Source organism: bacterium (Candidatus Blackallbacteria) CG13_big_fil_rev_8_21_14_2_50_49_14 (assembly GCA_002783405.1).
GTDB lineage: Bacteria > Cyanobacteriota > Sericytochromatia > UBA7694 > UBA7694.
On the sequence record PFGG01000064.1, the window covers coordinates 234,308 to 250,367 of the forward strand.

Consider the following 16,060-nt stretch of genomic DNA (forward strand, 5'->3'; position numbering starts at 1 on the left):
TTGCTTCTGGGCTGGGGGCTCAGTCTTGAACGACCACGCCCGTGGGGTGGAACATATACATGGGGCGCGGGCCTTTAAACTGGCTGGGGTCAAAGGGCTTGCCTGCTTTTTTTGCGCGGGCTTCTTCAAGTTCGAGCACTTCTTTGAGGGGCATCATTTTTTTGATCAATTTGCCCTCAATCACCATGTTTTTGCCACGGGCCGACATGGGGAAAACCATTTCGCCATCATCCACTTTGATCAGCAGGCTCTCTTTTTTACGATCACTTTTGATTTTCATCCAGCAGCCACGGGTGGGGCAGACATCCATGGCGATGCCTTCAATTTTGATGGTTTTGCCGAGGTAGTTTTCAGGGTGATCGAGCAGGGTCGAAATTTTAATCACTTCTTTGAGGGCGGGGCGTTTGCCCAAGACTTGTTCTGCCTGGGCTGCCTGGCTGAGTACCAGGGTTGCGGCCATCAAGAGGCCAAAGATTTTACGTTTCATTTCGAAAAGCTCCTTCAGGTTACTGGATCGGCAGGGGCAGTTTAACACTTTTGCAGAATGAGCAGTAAGGGTTCTGAACTTTACGCTTTAAACCCTACCTAAATTCAACAGTGCTTGCGCACCACGCGTTCAATGGCATCCAAACCCTGCTGCACCTTGCTCATTTCTGGCCCAAAGCTGATACGGGTATAATTTCTGAATTTCTGAGAACGCCGGCGTTTGCCGGGGTTGACATCAAAGAATACCCCAGGCACGGTGATCACTTTTTCTAACAAGCCCGCTTCAAAGAATTTGATGCCATCATTGATGGCTTCGGGCAGGTTTTCAAGATTGGCCCAGACATAAAAACTGCCCTGGGGTTCCAGCGCAATTTCAATGCCCATCTCACGCAGACGTTTCAGCGCGTAGCTGCGTTTTTCCATAAAGCTGCGCTGAATGGCCTGGGTTTCCTGGCGGGAGAGGTCGGGGTCGAGCAGTTCCAGGGCTTTTTTCTGCAAGGGGTGATTGGCCCCGCCATCGAGAAAAGAGCCCGCGCTGGAAATCAGCTCCACCACTGATTTGGGGGCCAAAGTCCAACTCACACGCCAACCGGGGTAGCGCCAGTTTTTGGTCAGGCCATCGACTATCACCACGGGGTCTTTGTTCACGTCTTCAACACAAGCGGCGGCTGAAATCATGCGGGGTGTGTCGGGGTGGTAATCGTTGTAGAGATAATGAGAATAGAACTCATCGACGATACAGACCACCTCTTCTTCCCGGAAGAGTGCGACCCAGTCCTGCAATTCCTGGCCTTCAATGACCTGGCCGGTGGGGTTGCAGGGATTGCTGAAAAGCACAGCCCCCAGCCCCATGCCCTGAATCGCCTCTTTGAGCAATTTTTGCGAGAGTTTGAAACCTTCGCTTTCGGGAAGTTGAATCGGAATCGGAATAAAACCACGGAAGGTATGCAGCATTTCTTCGTAGGCCGTATAGTCGGGAATAAAATGCCCGATATTGATTTCTCCCAAAGCGGCCACGACACGGGTCAAGCCCTGGCGGCCTCCACCTGAGATACAGACATTTTCCCAGGTATACTGCGAGGATTTGCCCTGGCGATAGATGGCATTGTAGAAATCGGCGACCTTTTGGCGCAAGGCTTTCAAGCCTGCGACAGGTGTGTATTCTTGGGCCAGGGTATCGATGTGCACTTCGGTGATTCGGGGGGGAGCGCCGGGCAGTTCACCTGCTTCGGGGGCTCCCTGGCCCAGATTGGCCCATTCAGGGTGATCGTAGCTGAAACCCAATTGAGCCGCACGGTTCATGACATAAATTACCCCAGTGCGGGGTACATAGCGAAAACCAGGAAAAGGATTCTGTGGCATGCTTCAGTCCTTGAGCCTCACCAGGCGACCTGGGTAAGCCCCGGTTAATTCGCCATTTTCAGCAATGATTTCACCACTGACCAGGGTAGCCCGGTAGCCACTGGCTTTCTGCATCAGGCGTTTGCCTCCGGCAGGCAGATCGGCTACCAGATAGGGCGGGTGCAGACGCAGATTTTCAAATTCGATAATATTCAGATCTGCTTTTTTGCCCACTTCAAGTGTGCCCCGGTCTTTCAGACCGATAAACGCAGCCGTATCCTGGGTTTGCATTTTAATCACCTGTTCCAGAGTGAACTTGTCGCTCTGGCGATCACGGGCCCAGTGGCTGATCATAAAGGTCGGGAAACTGGCGTCGCAGATCGTGCCCACATGCGCGCCACCATCGCCCAGACCGGGCAAGGCCTGGGGGTGACTGAGCATGGTATAGGTATTGTCAAGATTGCCTGCGATATAGTTATAGAGCGGGAAATAAATCAGAGCATGGCCTTCGTTTTCGAGCATGGCATCGTAAATGCCACTGAGTACGCTCTCTCCCCTTTGTTTGGCTTTCATGCCAATACTGTGGGCCATTGAGGGCTCATAATCCGGGTTTTCGCCCAGGGTAAACATGCGCATGCCAATCATTTCCACCTGGGCCAAGAGCATATCCGCCAGCGGAGGAATGGGGCTGCCATCACCCGCTACCGGATCGTTTTTTTCTGTCAGCAATTGGGCTTTAAAAGCCGGGTCTGACATGGCTTTGACACGCTCTGCCAGCGGCAGGTGGCTGATTGCTTTGTAAGAGGGAAAGCCCATAAAGGGGTGAAAGGTGGTTTCAAGCCCGAGCAGAACGCCAATCGCACGGGCTCCGACCTGAAGCTTCACTTCCAAACCCTTGGCCTGAGCAGCTTCGGCCCGGCGCATGATCCAGCGCCATTGCTCAGGGGATTGGTCGCGCTGCATCAGCGAAATTGAAAGCGGGCGACCTGCGGCTTTTGCCATTTCTTCGAGCAGGTCAAATTCCCGCTCAAAATGTTGATCGCCATAGGGCATATCAAAATCGCTGACCGCTTGTACCACGCCATGCTGCAAACCCTCAAAGGCTTTGACAATGCCACTCAATTCGTTTTTCTGGGCTTCAGCAGCTGGGGTATGGGCCCCTGTGGCCGAGCGGTGATTGTCACTGCGGCCCGTTGAAAAACCGACTGCACCGGCTTCCAGCCCTTCACGCAAAAGCTGACGCATCTGGGCGATTTCTTCGGGGCTGGCGGGTTGGTTGTGCACGGCGCGATCGCCCATGACATAGACCCGCAGAGGATCGTGGGTCATTTGCAGACAAAAATCAATGCTGTGGGGTTGGGCATCCAGGGCGTTCATATACTCTGGAAAACTTTCCCAATTCCAGGTCAGGCCTTCGGCCAGTGCAGAGCCTGGAATATCTTCGACCCCCTCCATCAGGGCGATCAGTTTTTCCTGATCGCTTTTGCGGCAAGGGGCAAAACCCACCCCACAGGAGCCCAGTACAGCTGTGGTCACACCATGCAGAGAAGAGGGGGCCAGGCCGGCATCCCATGAAATTTGACCATCATAGTGGGTGTGAATATCCACAAAGCCCGGTGTGACAATCGCGCCGTGGGCATCCAGCACTTTTTCAGCTTCAGCTGCGATTTTTCCTATCGCAGCAATTTTTCCGTCGAGAATGGCGACATCAGCCGGGTAACCTGCTTTGCCCGTGCCATCGATCAGGGTGCCGCCCTGAATGATCAGATCATATTTCATAGTGCCTCTCCTCAGTGATTAGAAATTTTACTTAAACCTGGCTGGTCAGCCATTGATCCACTTTGTGTTCCAGCACGGCCAAAGGAATGGCTCCATTTTCAAGCACCACCTGATGAAAATCTTTGAGGTTGAAACGCTCTTTCAGAGCCTCTTCTGCACGTTTGCGCAGTGCTTTGATTTTCAGTTCGCCAATTTTATAGGCCAGGGCCTGACCCGGCAGAATCAGATAGCGATCGACTTCTGAGCGGATATCCAACTCAGTATTGGCCACATGTTTTTTCATAAAACTGACCGCTTCTTCACGGCTCCATTTTTTGTGGTGCAAACCGGTATCTACCACCAGACGGCAGGCCCGCCAGACTTCAAAGCTGAGTGCGCCATAATGCTGGTAGCGGTCACGGTACATATCCATTTCATAGCCCAAATGCTCGGCATAGAGCCCCCAGCCTTCGAGATAGGCGGTGACATGCAGACGGCGGCGGAAATAGGGCAAATGAGAGAGTTCCTGGGCCAGGGCCAATTGCAGATGGTGGCCGGGAATGGCTTCATGCAGGGTCAGGGCTGTGACGGCATAACTGGGCCGGGAAGGCAAATCATAGGTGTTGATATAGTAATAGCCGGGGCGGGAACCATCTTCTGGGGCTGGCATATAATAGGCCTGAGGGGCCGATTGTGATTTATACGCTTCTACAGCTTTCAGCTCACAGGGCGCTTTGGGCATGCGATGAAACAGGGCTGGTACTTTTTCGTAGGCTTCGGCCATGACTTTTTCATAGGCTTCCCAGAGTGCTTCCTGGGATTCAAAATAAAAGTCGCTGCTGGTGCGCAAATAATGGTTAAACTGTTCAACAGTTCCTTCAAAACCCAGTTGGTCTTTGAGCTTGGCTTTTTCAGCGTGAATCCGGTTGACCTCGGCCAGCCCGATTTCATGGATTTGATCGGCACTCAGGCCAGGGGCCGTGTATTTCTTAATCAGGTATTCATAATAGGCTTCGCCATTGGGCAAGTCCCAGACCCCTGCGGTTTCGCGGCAGGCAGGCAGATATTCATTTTGGGTAAAATCGTGAAGTTCCTGGTAAGCTGGCATGATCGAGGTGGTAATCACGTCTTTCAGCTCACTTGCCAATTTTTCTTTGCTGGCGCTGTCGAGCCCCTCGTTGGGACGCAACATGGGAATAAAGAAAACGCTTTCTTCAGGGTTTTCAGGAATCAGTTTTTGCATCTGGGGCAGGGTCTGCTCAATCACAAAGCGGGGCTGAACCCAACCCGTGGCCATGCCCTGACGCATATTTTCAATCACGTCTTTGACTTGGGCAGGAAAGGCCCGCAGTCGGGCAAAATAATCTGCATAGTGATCGGCTGTCTGAAGCGGTTGAATTTCAATCAATTGGGGCAAATAGAGGTGATAGCCCGTCATTTGGTTGAGGGGCATTAACTGTTCCTGAAACTGAGCCCCTTCGACTTCTTCTTCGAGCAGCAGTTCAAACATTTCATAGTTGAGCTGATCTTCACTGCTCAAGGCATCTTTGGGCAGGGCTCTCAATTCTTTGAGAAAGTCTTCGCGGGCTTTCACCTGCTGTTCATGGGCGGCAGCGCTGAGATCGCTGAGTTGATCATTAAAGCGGTGGTCGCCTTCATAGGTTGCAAACTCAGGGGAGGTTTGCATCCGAAATTCGTGGTGACGTTCAAATAAAGCGTGAAGGGTTTGGGCGGGGGATTGATCTTGCATGGGTTCGCATTTCCTGATCGGTATTCTGGCCAAAAAGCCAATACTACATCATACCAGTCTCAGCCCCTGGCTTGTATTGAATCTGGATTTGAAAAAGATTCAGTTTTTGAGGTGGAGGAAAGTCCATTTTTCCTTCTCCCAAACCCCAATTAGGCTGCTTGGCAGGGCAGCGCGTATACGCGTTTCGTTCTGAATAAAGGGGCTTCTTATTGCCTTTTAGCGCGCATGCGTTTCGTGTTCTGATTTTTTTGTGCGGTAGAATTGATCATAGAAACTGGCATCTTCAGCAGTAAAGTACAGTGTGGTGGTGTTGCCGGTTTTATCCAGCACTTCTCGGGGCTCTGTCATGGGTGAGGCTTGGAAGCTATTGGCATTCAATATCTGAACAGCATGCGTGTTGCCATCTGCGCGTGTTCCTCTGTTCAGGATAATTTGACAGTCACCTGTAAGCATTCAATCTATACCCTTATACCTATATGATAAAGGAATCATAAAACAATTAATTTGAAATCTCAAGCCGGGGAGGCTTTGTTTTTTTGCTCACCTCAGGTAAAAATGAAAAGAGACTCAGGCAGAATGACAAAAAGAAGGCCATAGGATGCATTTTTCAGTTGCTTCAGCTTTAAATCTCAGTCCTCAGGTCAGAGAACATCATCCTCTGGCTGAAACTGAAATTATAAAGGGTTTGCGGTGTCTGGCCTGGGCGCAGGAAGCAGGCTTTGACCCACCTGAATTGCTGACGGAAGCGGCACTCTGTTTTGCACAGGCCCTGCAAATGGAGGCTTCAAATTGTGTCGCGCTTGAGGGGCTGCTCTATACTTTTTTATTGGTTCAGGATTATCCTCGGGCTCAGGATATTTTGGATCAGATTACCGTACTTCAGCCTCAGCATCCGGATTTGAAGAACTGGATGAATTTTTTGTTGGAAACCCCTCAAGAGCTTGAAGAGACAGATTCTGAGCTGCAGGTTCAAGAGCTGGACAGTGAATGGCTCTATGATGAAACAGAACGCAGAATCGAAGCTGCATTTATCAGCTTTACACGCCTTTCTTTTGCACAACCCGTGCTCTCGACCCAAGCATTGGCAGAGATGGAAGCCTATGCGGTATCGCTTGAAGAAACCCGCTTTCATGTTCAGAATATGATCCTGCAATTGGAGCAGGAAATGGATACCACTGCTTTGTGTTTGAGACTGGAACCGCTGGATATTTGCTTTCATAATCTGGAAGAAATGCTCAAAGGTTCCTATGCTTTGATAGAATTGCGCAATCGGGTGTATTTACTTGAAGAATTTTTAAATCTTTTATTGGAACGGGCCGGTCGTATGCCTGGGCCTGTAGAAAGGGCTGAAATTGAGTTCCATTTGGAAGACGCCTTGGACCGCTCAGATCGGCTGCATGCCCAGCTTCAGGAGTGTCAACGCAGGCATTGGCCGGTGGACAGTCTTTTGGCCGTTTTGGATAAAACGCGTTTTCAGGTGGAGTTTCTACAGGAGCTTTTGGATGCCCAGCGTTAGGAAAGGTCAGACGTAAACGTGGAATTCAGTTCTGAATCAGGATGGTCAGAAATGACGGAAATGGCCCAGGCTTTGGGCCCCGAAGCTTTGCTGCGTATAGCCCGCAATAAACAGTTGCGAGCCGTGATGGCCGCTTCAGATTTGGGGGCCCTTCGACGCAGGATGCAGTTTCAGCAGAGTTATGCCGGGGCAAGAGGCCGTTTGTCTTACCATCCGATTCGAGGCCTTAAACTCTCAGCTTTGCCCGCTTTGGCCTATACCCCGACGCGGGATCTGGCAGTTTATTTAAGTTCTCCATTGGAAGGCAGAGCGGAGCAGGGGCGTATTGCTGCTGGCACAGACTGCCGGGTTAGAGAAACCGCGCACCCTTCATTGGTTCAGATTCAGGTAGGATCAGAACCTTCCGGCTATGCCTTTGGCCGCTATTTAAAACAGAAGGCGGGTTATGCGGGTTGGATTCAGCTTGAAATGGATGCCCCGCTGTTTACCCATGCACCTGTTTTGGAGGATTTGGAAGAAGGTCGGATTCAATCGCTGGCTTTGAAAAAACTCCTGAGTGAAAGCATCCGGGCAAACCCACTGGAGCCCGAAGCGTGGATCCGGGATCGGGGGGAAGGAACCGTCTTGTTTCGCTTTTATCACAAGAAAGCGGCAGGCTTGGAGCCCTTCTACCTGATTCTGCCCAAGCGCATTCCCCTGGCGCGCTACCGCATGCAGCCTTCCCAATTTCCGGCTTGGCCTCTGCTTGTGGAACTTGCCCTGTCGGTTGCCCTGGGCGAGGATTTTGACTGGCAGAATGTGGAACAAGCGTCAGCGGCTTTATCAGAATTATTGGGCCTTTGTTGAGCTTTGAAAGGAAAAAGAGCGAATGTTGCGTTTAAGCAAATTGAAGTGGATAGCACTTATCTGTGGCTGCAGCCTGTGGGGGGGAGCGCAGATCATGCCCCTGCGCCCTGTTTTGGCGGTCGAAAAACAAGCGACACTGCGCATGGTGGTTTTGCCCTTTCGCAATTTGAGCACGGGTGAGACCCAGGAATGGTTGGGAGAAAGTTTTGCAGAAAGTCTGACAACCGTTCTCAGCCAGCGTCCTCAACTTGCGCTGATCGAACGCAGTCAGTTGAATCAGATCCTGCGCGAGCAGGGCTTTGGTCAGTCGGCTCTTGCAGATGAAAAACAAGCCCCGCGTCTGGGCCGAATGCTGGGAGCGCGGAAGATTCTGGTGGGCAGTTATCAGAAAGAAGGTGAAAGGCTGCTGGTTCAGGCCCGTGTCGTGGATGCTGAAACCGGCCAAATTGAAGCGGGTCAGGCTGTGCGGGTGGAAGGTTCTCTGGATCAGATTTTCGCGCTTCAAACGGCTTTGGCGGAGCAATTTTTGGTGCGTTTGGGGATTGTTGCCAATGCGCAGGAGCGTCAGGAATTGGAAAAAAGTCTCCAGGTCTGCCACAGCTCCAAAGTGTATGCACAGTACCAGCAGGCTCAGATTTTATTGCGCCTGATGTCGGATAAACCGCTGCGGGAAGGGATTCGACTTTTAGAGTCGGCCCTGGCCCAGGAGCCAGATTTTGTCGAAGCCCATATTGCACTCTCAGAAGCCTATTCACAAAGAGCCCGCATGAAACGCTTTTTGGCCTCCGCCAGTGAAGATGATTTGCCCCGTGCCCTGTTTCATGCCCAAGAGGCACTCAAGCGGGGAAAACATCTGGATGCCGTTTACCGGGCGACGGCCCGTGCTTGGCAGGTAGAAAAAAAGGGGGCTGAGGCTTTGGCTGCGATTCGCAAATCGCTTCAACTTCAGCCTGGGGATACCGACAGTTTGATCGCCTATCTTGAAATTGCTTCAGGTCAGGATCTCTCCTTGGATCAGATTTTGGCTGAACTAAAACAGTACCAGACACGCGAAGATGACCCTTGGGTTCAATTTTCACTGGCATCGATTCTTTTTCGGCATTTACGCCAGCAGACAGACCCTGATTATAGCCAGGTACGCCTGATGTTCAACCAGATCCGCGCTCAATTGCCGCAATTGGCCTACGTGCCCCTGAAACAGGCTGAGGTTGCGCTTTTAAGCGGTGATCAGCCGGGGGGACTGGCTTTTCTGAAAGAAGCCCTGGCCTTAGAGCCTGATAATTATTTGCTCTATGCTTTTGCTGGAATTTCTTTGATCAAGACCAGCCAGTATCACCCTTTGGCAGAGTCTTGGTTGAAAAAAAGTGTAGAGTTGAATCCGGATTTTGGATTTAATCTGGCGTTTCTTGGGCTTTTGGCGCTGCAAGAAAAAAAATTGGATCTGGCACGTGAATATCTGCTCAAAGCACGTGAAATCGTACCTGAAAGTGCTGCCATTCCCACTTTCTTGGGCTTGGTAGCGATGCAGCAAGAGGCCTACCCAGAAGCCACAGCCTATTTGCTGACGGCACTGGAGAACCATGGAAAAATTCAAGGCGAAACAATCGAACGCGGCAGTATTTTAAACTCGCTTTCGGTTTTGGCCTTGATTCAAAAGAAACCAGATGAGGCCATTGCCTATGCCCGTGAGGCCTTGACCTCTCCCGACCTTGCACCGGGAAAAGCGCTCGAACATTTACTGAAAGTTTATCTGGATTTAGACCGGGTCAGTGAAGCCCGCGCTGCTTTTCAGGAAGCCACGTCTCAGCCTGGACATGCGCTCAGTGAAGCTGAAAAGCAATGGCATGCCTGGATTTATCTGCGGGAAGAATTGCAGAAAAGACCAAATGATATTGCTGTTTTGAACGATTTAGGCGGGCTTGCGCTGAAAGAGCAAGATTCAGAGGCTGCTGAGAAATATTTGAACCAAGCGAGATACTTAGCGCCTGAAAATGCGGCTGTCGCCTTTAATTTGGGACTTTTAAACATGCAGATGAAAAACTGGAGTGAAGCCCAAACGCTTTTAGAAGAAGTTCTCAAGCACGATCCTGACCATCGCAAAGCGGCTTATAATCTGGCGAAAGTTTATTTTAAACTGGGTCAGAATGAAACCTCACGCCAAATTCTTTTGAAACTTTTGGCGCAGGACCCCCACGATCAATTGGTGCTCAAGGCCTTGGAAGCACTGGAGAAAAAACCATGAAGCGTCTGTTTGCGTCTTGGGCTTTGCTCTCTCTGGTGGTATGGGGAGGGATCTTTCCTGCTCAGGCCCTGACCCGCCAGGAGCGTGAAGAACGTGTCTTGGCTCGTGCTTTGGTTGCGGGAGATTCAGCCGCTGTCGAAACCTGGCTGGCGCTGCACAAACAAAGCGCGCAGGAGCCTCTGTCTCTGAGTTCACAATTGAATTTACATCCGATCAGCATTGTGGTGACACGCACAGCGCCCAAATACCAGGAAGAAATTTTGGACTTGTTGCTGCGTTTGGGAGCGCATTTCAATTATCAGGAAGTGGATTTGGGCATGAAAACCCCGCTGCATCTGGTGATGGCTTTGGACTCAGAGCCCCAGGTCAGCGCCCTGGTGCGTTTTATTTTGAGCCACGAAGGTTGGCCCAGTCTTGGGCAGCCCGATCAATCGGGCCAGACTCCAGTCGAACTCGCCAAACTGCGCTACCCTGATTTGGCGAAAGCCCTCGAAAACTTTCATGCGGTTCAATTGAGCCCTATGAGCCTGGGGTATCAGGCGACGGCCTGGGCCAAAGGCGAAAAAAATCTGAAAAGTTATTTGCGTGAACAGGAATTATTTGAAGCTCTAGACGATCAGGATTTAAACCGCTTAAAAAAACTGCTGGAGCAGGGTGTGGATCCCACAGCCCATTCCTTGGAAATGCACTGGCAAACGCCCTTACATATTCTCTTGACTTGGCCTGCCGGGCAGATTAAACAAAACTTTTTAAAAATGCTGATGGCCTATGAGGTCTGTCGCGAAGCGGAGGATTGGCAAGGAAACCGACCGATGCATCTCGCAGCAGAAACAGGTCAAACAGGGGCGCTTTCAATCTTACAAGCCCATGATGCAGCGCTTGAAGCACGTAATCATTTAGGCCAGACTCCCCTGATGCTGGCTGCCTTGGCTGGAGAGAAAGAGGCCTTGCTCTGGTTGATCAATGCGGGAGCCAATCCACAACGTTTGGACAATACGGGCAAGACTCCCTTGCAAGCCGTCTCAGAGCGTTTAAAGGCAGCCGATATGGAGCTTGAACTGCGCGGAAAACTGCTCGTGATTCAGAAACTTTTGACTGAAAAGGCTCAGTGAAAATAGCTGTCCTGAATCTGTTGCCAGCGAGGGGTATCCAGAAAACGCAGCAGACTTTGATTCAGGGCCTCGCGCAAGGGGGAACCCTGGGGCAGGGCAAAGGCATAATTCTCAGAGTGCAGATTTTCTCCCAAGACCACCAGGTTGCGGCTGGCCTTTTGTGCCACCAGATAGCGCAAGATAGGCAGATCATGCACCACGGCATCCAATTCTCCTTTTTCAAGGGCTGTCAGCGCACTTTCAATATTCTCATAGCTTTTGTATTGAATTTTAAGATCTGAAAGAAAAAGACTGCCAGAGGTGCTGTGTGCCGCACCCACCCGCGTATGGCTCAATTCTCCGAGGCCCGTGACTTTGCTCTGTAAATTGCTGAGGGTAATACTTGAAGAAATTGCCGCTGTAAAGCCCGAAATGGTGATTACCGAGGCAAACATCCAGACCAGGGCCACACTGCGACCGAGAAAGGTGACGGGAGCTTTGTCACCATAGCCCACAGTGGTCATGGTGACGGCTGACCACCAGAAACCCTGTCCCATGCCTTTCAAAATTGAGCCGCCAAACTGGCTGGTATTTTTTCTGCGCTCGAAGGCCCAAATCAAGATCCCGAAGATAAAAATCACAGTGGCCAAGGCCCCCAGGGCACGCAGCAGATTGAGATTCATGATCGAGAGCAGACCATCCATGACCGAACCGGCTTTTTTTACGGTGGCAATGCCTTCTCCGCCTTGAAAGAAGGGTTGGCTAAAATCTAAAATGGCTTCACGTTGGGCTGATACTGAAATTGGGCCAATTGCCAAATCTGCCTGGCCTGTTTCAACGGCTTTCAGCACCTCGCCCATGGTGCGATAGGTCTTCATTTCATAATTCAGTTTGAGATCGCTGCTCACGGCTTTCCAGAGATCGATCACCATGCCTTGCATGTCTGATTCTGTAAGTATCACGAAAGGGGGGGCACTCTTGGTTGCGACTCTTAAGCGGGTGGGTGGTTCTGCCTGCGCCAAGGGCTGAACAAAAAACAGGCAGACAAGCAGGCCAAAGAATAAAGACAGGCCTTTGGGTGCTTTGAATGAGAGGGCTTCAGGCATTGTTTATTTCTCCTGCAGTCTAGGCTCGGGGAAAGCTGGAGTTTTTCCCAAAACAGAGGAACGCGGGTCATTCCGTTAGGGTATCAGCAGTATTCTTTTGAATCGACTTTTTCAGGGTACTTGAATTTTGCAGGAAAATCCAGCTTGAATTTAAGTTTTCACAAGTGGAAGGCTTCGCTTTTGAGTGAGCAAAGCATTTTTTGCTCTGTTTTGCAGCTTGTGATCAGAATTTTCTGTGAGGTTTGAGCCCGTGCGGAACAGGCTAATGTACGCCTCCCAATTGCGTGTAAAGTGAGGTGATGCCCAGCGTTAAAAGCGCAACCAAGCCAAAATAGCCAACTGCAAATTGCGTCCGTTTGGCCTGGCTGATTTCAAAATAGGCCCGATTTTCGCCTTTCCACCAGCCGTAAAACTCGCTGATTCCCAGCACCAGAATCAAAATCAGCAGGGGGCTGTGAAAGACGGTGAGGATTAAAAATAATAAAAAGACCAGCCCAGCTCCCCAAAGCCAAGGTGAAAGTGCGCCTGTGATCCGACCGCCGTCCAGGGGACGAACGGGGAGCAGATTGAAGAGATTGAGAAAAAATCCGATATAGGCCAAAGAAAGGAAGAGACGCTCCTGGCTGAGAGCATAGAAAACCAGGCAAAGAGCAGCCGCCAGGCTGCCCAAAATCGGACCGGCAATCGCGACCCAGGCTTCGATTTCGACATTCTCCGGGGTTTCTTTCATGCTGATAAAGGCCCCCACAAAGGGGATAAAAACGGGGGTGGAAACATCAAGGCCGAGATAGCGCGCCATGCCATAGTGGCCCAGTTCATGCAGCAGAAGCAGAATGACAAAGCCGACCCCAAAAGCAGGGCCAAAGCGCAAGCTTTCAAACCAGATCATGACCCCCATCGAAAGCAGGGTTTTAAATTTGAAGAGCGCAAGCAGAAATTGGGCTTTGGTTAAGATCAGCAAGAGCAGAGCCTTGCTCTTGAACAGAAAGATTCCCAAAATGCCAAGGGCTCCCCAGAGCGGTCCTCTGTTTGCCGATGCGGGTGGCTCTGGACTTGGACTGGGAGCATCTGATTCTGACATCTAAAATCCTTGCTTGAGCTTGATGCTATTTATCGTACTCCAAATCAGAGACTTTGCGAATCTCCAGAAGAAATGAAACCTGCTCTTTTCGCTTCGAAATTCAGATTTTAGTGCCTGAGAATTTGCTTACTGGCTTCAGCCGCTCAGAGTTTGAGAAATGGTATACTGCCTGCGTGAAAACGACTATCTAGGAGAAAACGTCATGCCTCTCGAAGCCCAACTCAAAGCGCAATTCCAATCCTTATCCAATTTGATTCGTCGCGACAGTATCGACCTGACCACCCGTTCTGGTTCAGGTCACCCCACCACCTGTCTCAGTGCTGCAGATCTGATGACATGGCTGTTTTTCCGTGAAATTCGCCTGGATGCGAGCAATCTCGATCACCCCCACGCAGATAAATATATTTTTTCCAAGGGCCATGCCGCTCCCTTGCTCTATTCCCTGATGTACCGCTTGGGCTATCTTGAAGCCGCAGAAATGGAAACCTTCCGCAAAATTGGTTCACGTTTGGAGGGCCACCCCACCCTGCGTTTGCCGGGTGTGGTCGCTGCTACAGGCTCTTTGGGGCAGGGCCTCTCAATTGGCGTGGGCATGGCTGAAGTGTATAAACGCGAAGGCCGTGATCAACGCGTCTACGTGCTGCTTGGCGATGGTGAAATCAACGAAGGCCAGGTTTGGGAAGCTGCCATGCTGGCCGGTTCACTCAAAGTAGATAATTTGGTAGCAATTGTCGATCGCAATAAAATTCAACAAAGCAATTTTTGCGACAGCATCGTCAATGCCGAACCCCTGCATGATAAATTTACAGCTTTCGGCTGGGAAGTGGCCCGTATCAATGGCCATGACCTTGATGCCGTTGCTGAAGTCTTTGCCCAGGCCCGTAGCAACAGGGGCAAACCCTTTGCGATCATTGCCGATACTGAAAAAGGTTTTCCCGTTTCTTTCCTCTCAGGCAAACTCAAACGTCATGGCGTGGCGCTCAAAGCCGATGAACGCGATTTGGCCTATGGCGAATTGCCTGTTGGAGATGATTTGGATATTGCGGCGTTTACCGTTTCAAAACAGAATTTTGCGCCCCTTGAAAAAACCGCTGTTAAAATTGACTATCTCATGAATGGCAGTGAATTTGATGCCAGTAAAGAACAGGCCGCCCGTGCCGCCTATGGCGATGCTCTCAAATTGATGGGCGGGCTTTCAGACAAGGTCTGGGTGGTAGATGGCGATGTCAGCAATTCCACCTACAGTGAGCGTTTTGCCCAGGCCTATCCCGATCGGCATATCGAGTGCGGCATTGCCGAGCAGAATATGATCAGCGTGGGCGTTGGCGTGGCTGCTACGGGCAAGGTTGCTTTGGCCAATTCGTTTGCCCGTTTCTTTGAGCGTGCCTTTGACCAGATTGAAATGGGAGCTTATTCTCAGGCCAATCTGAAAGTGGTGGGCTCGCATATCGGGGTTTCAATTGGGGAAGATGGAGCCTCTCAGATGGCCATGGCCGATTGTGGTTTTATGCGTGCCATTCCTGGTTCTGTTGTGCTTTGCCCTGCCGATTATGTCAGCACCTTTTATCTGACCCGTGAAATTCTGAACCACGATGGTTTCTGCTATATGCGTACCTTCCGTGGCAATCGTCCGGTGCTCTATCCGATCGATGAAAGCTTCCCGATTGGCGGTTGCAAAGTGCTGAAGGCCAGTGATGCTGACAAAGCTGTGGTGGTTGCTAGCGGTTATGTGGTGCATGAGGCGCTGAAAGCCGCCGAAGAACTGGCTGAAAAAGGCTTGAATCTGCGCGTGATCGACGCCTATTCTCTCAAGCCTTTTCCGGCTGAAGAAATTCGCCAGATCTGTGAAGAAGTGGGCGGCCCTGCCGTTTTTACCCTCGAAGATCATTACGCCACAGGCGGCGTGGGCGATGCTGTGCTTGAAGCCTTGAATGGCAGTGGCATTCGGGTTGAAAAACTGGCGGTTACAGCTTTCCCTGAATCAGGAAAACCCGAAGACCTGCTCGCAAAATATGGTGTAGACGCTGCCGCTTTGGTGAAGCGTGTACAGGAAGTTTTGGGCTAAGCCATGGCAGAAAAACAAGCCCCTAAAAAAACAACGAAACGTGCGACAGCTTCAAAAAATGTGCTCTCGATTGATATTGGGGGCAGTGGCCTGAAGTTGCGCGTTTTGGATCCCCAAGGGCAGCCCCTGAGCGAGCGTTTGCGCACTGAGACACCGCAACCCGCAGATCCTGAAGCCGTATTGAACGCCTTGGCCTATCTGATTGATCAGGTCACGCAGCCCTATGGTTATGTTTCAGTTGGCTTTCCGGGTGTGGTTCGCCACGGCGTTATTTATACGGCAGTCAACTTGAACCCCGCCTGGGAAGGCTTCAATCTGGCTGAAGTGCTTGAAATTCGCCTGAAATGTCCAGTCAGGGTTGCCAACGATGCCGATATTCAGGGGTATGGTGCGATTCAGGGCAAGGGCCTTGAAATGGTCTTGACCTTGGGTACGGGCATGGGCGCTGCGTTGTTTACCAATGGCCATCTGGTTCCCAATCTGGAATTGGGCCATCACCCTTTTCGCAAAGGGCAGACCTATGAAGAGCAATTGGGTCGGGCCGCGCTCGATCTGGTGGGCAAAAAAACCTGGAACAAGCGCTTGCTCAAAGCGATTGACCTGCTTCAGCGCATTTTTAATTTCGACACCCTTTATATTGGCGGGGGCAATGCCAAACGGATTGACCCCGGTCAATTGCCGCCTGGTGTAGAGATTATCAGCAACGAAGCCGGTATATTGGGTGGCGCTGTGCTTTGGCGCGATCATTAGTGGGTCTGAAACAATTCATTTACAATTG

13 protein-coding genes are annotated in these 16,060 nt (G+C 51.0%); 6 read left to right on the forward strand and 7 right to left on the reverse strand.

Annotated features, from left to right (window positions below):
- Positions 1-19: 19 nt before the first annotated feature.
- From COW20_16385 to COW20_16405, 5 genes are all read right to left on the reverse strand, one after another.
- Positions 20-487, reverse strand: coding sequence for a DUF4920 domain-containing protein (locus COW20_16385; GenBank protein PIW46496.1), 468 nt, complete (start codon positions 485-487; stop codon positions 20-22).
- A 104-nt stretch (positions 488-591) separates the two neighbouring features.
- On the reverse strand, positions 592-1,848 hold the full coding sequence (locus COW20_16390) for a pyridoxal phosphate-dependent aminotransferase (protein ID PIW46497.1): 1,257 nt from the start codon (positions 1,846-1,848) through the stop codon (positions 592-594).
- Between the two features lie 3 nt (positions 1,849-1,851).
- A complete protein-coding gene (locus COW20_16395) occupies positions 1,852-3,606 on the reverse strand; it encodes an amidohydrolase (GenBank protein ID PIW46498.1) in 1,755 nt (584 codons plus the stop codon).
- A 31-nt stretch (positions 3,607-3,637) separates the two neighbouring features.
- On the reverse strand, positions 3,638-5,335 hold the full coding sequence (locus COW20_16400; protein PIW46499.1) for a DUF885 domain-containing protein: 1,698 nt from the start codon (positions 5,333-5,335) through the stop codon (positions 3,638-3,640).
- A 216-nt stretch (positions 5,336-5,551) separates the two neighbouring features.
- On the reverse strand, positions 5,552-5,788 hold the full coding sequence (locus COW20_16405; protein PIW46500.1) for a hypothetical protein: 237 nt from the start codon (positions 5,786-5,788) through the stop codon (positions 5,552-5,554).
- A 145-nt stretch (positions 5,789-5,933) separates the two neighbouring features.
- On the opposite strand from COW20_16405, the gene COW20_16410 reads away from it, so the two are divergent.
- Genes COW20_16410 through COW20_16425 form a run of 4 tightly spaced genes read left to right on the forward strand, consistent with a single transcriptional unit; the run spans position 5,934 to position 11,051 of the window.
- Positions 5,934-6,851 carry a hypothetical protein gene (locus COW20_16410; GenBank protein ID PIW46501.1) on the forward strand — a complete coding sequence of 306 codons (918 nt, stop codon included), beginning with the start codon at positions 5,934-5,936 and terminating at the stop codon, positions 6,849-6,851.
- 51 nt (positions 6,852-6,902) lie between these two features.
- Positions 6,903-7,697, forward strand: a complete 795-nt coding sequence (locus COW20_16415; protein PIW46502.1) for a hypothetical protein — start codon at positions 6,903-6,905, stop codon at positions 7,695-7,697.
- 22 nt (positions 7,698-7,719) lie between these two features.
- Complete coding sequence (locus COW20_16420) at positions 7,720-9,939, forward strand: hypothetical protein (protein PIW46503.1); 2,220 nt, start codon at positions 7,720-7,722, stop codon at positions 9,937-9,939.
- Positions 9,936-11,051 (forward strand): hypothetical protein, encoded by a 1,116-nt coding sequence (locus COW20_16425; protein PIW46504.1) that lies wholly within the window; start codon positions 9,936-9,938, stop codon positions 11,049-11,051. Before COW20_16420 ends, COW20_16425 begins: the two co-directional genes overlap by 4 nt.
- Here COW20_16425 and COW20_16430 read toward each other — a convergent pair.
- Together COW20_16430 and COW20_16435 are read right to left on the reverse strand one after the other, a co-directional pair.
- On the reverse strand, positions 11,045-12,136 hold the full coding sequence (locus tag COW20_16430; GenBank protein PIW46505.1) for an ABC transporter substrate-binding protein: 1,092 nt from the start codon (positions 12,134-12,136) through the stop codon (positions 11,045-11,047). The genes COW20_16425 and COW20_16430 overlap by 7 nt on opposite strands.
- Positions 12,137-12,398: 262 nt before the next feature.
- Positions 12,399-13,217 (reverse strand): site-2 protease family protein, encoded by an 819-nt coding sequence (locus COW20_16435; protein PIW46506.1) that lies wholly within the window; start codon positions 13,215-13,217, stop codon positions 12,399-12,401.
- 157 nt (positions 13,218-13,374) lie between these two features.
- Between COW20_16435 and COW20_16440 the strand changes: the two genes are divergently transcribed.
- Both COW20_16440 and COW20_16445 read left to right on the forward strand, forming a co-directional pair.
- Positions 13,375-15,282, forward strand: a complete 1,908-nt coding sequence (locus COW20_16440; GenBank protein PIW46507.1) for a transketolase — start codon at positions 13,375-13,377, stop codon at positions 15,280-15,282.
- A gap of 3 nt (positions 15,283-15,285) precedes the next feature.
- Positions 15,286-16,032, forward strand: a complete 747-nt coding sequence (locus COW20_16445; GenBank protein ID PIW46508.1) for a chromosome partitioning protein ParA — start codon at positions 15,286-15,288, stop codon at positions 16,030-16,032.
- The last annotated feature ends 28 nt before the right edge of the window (positions 16,033-16,060 follow it).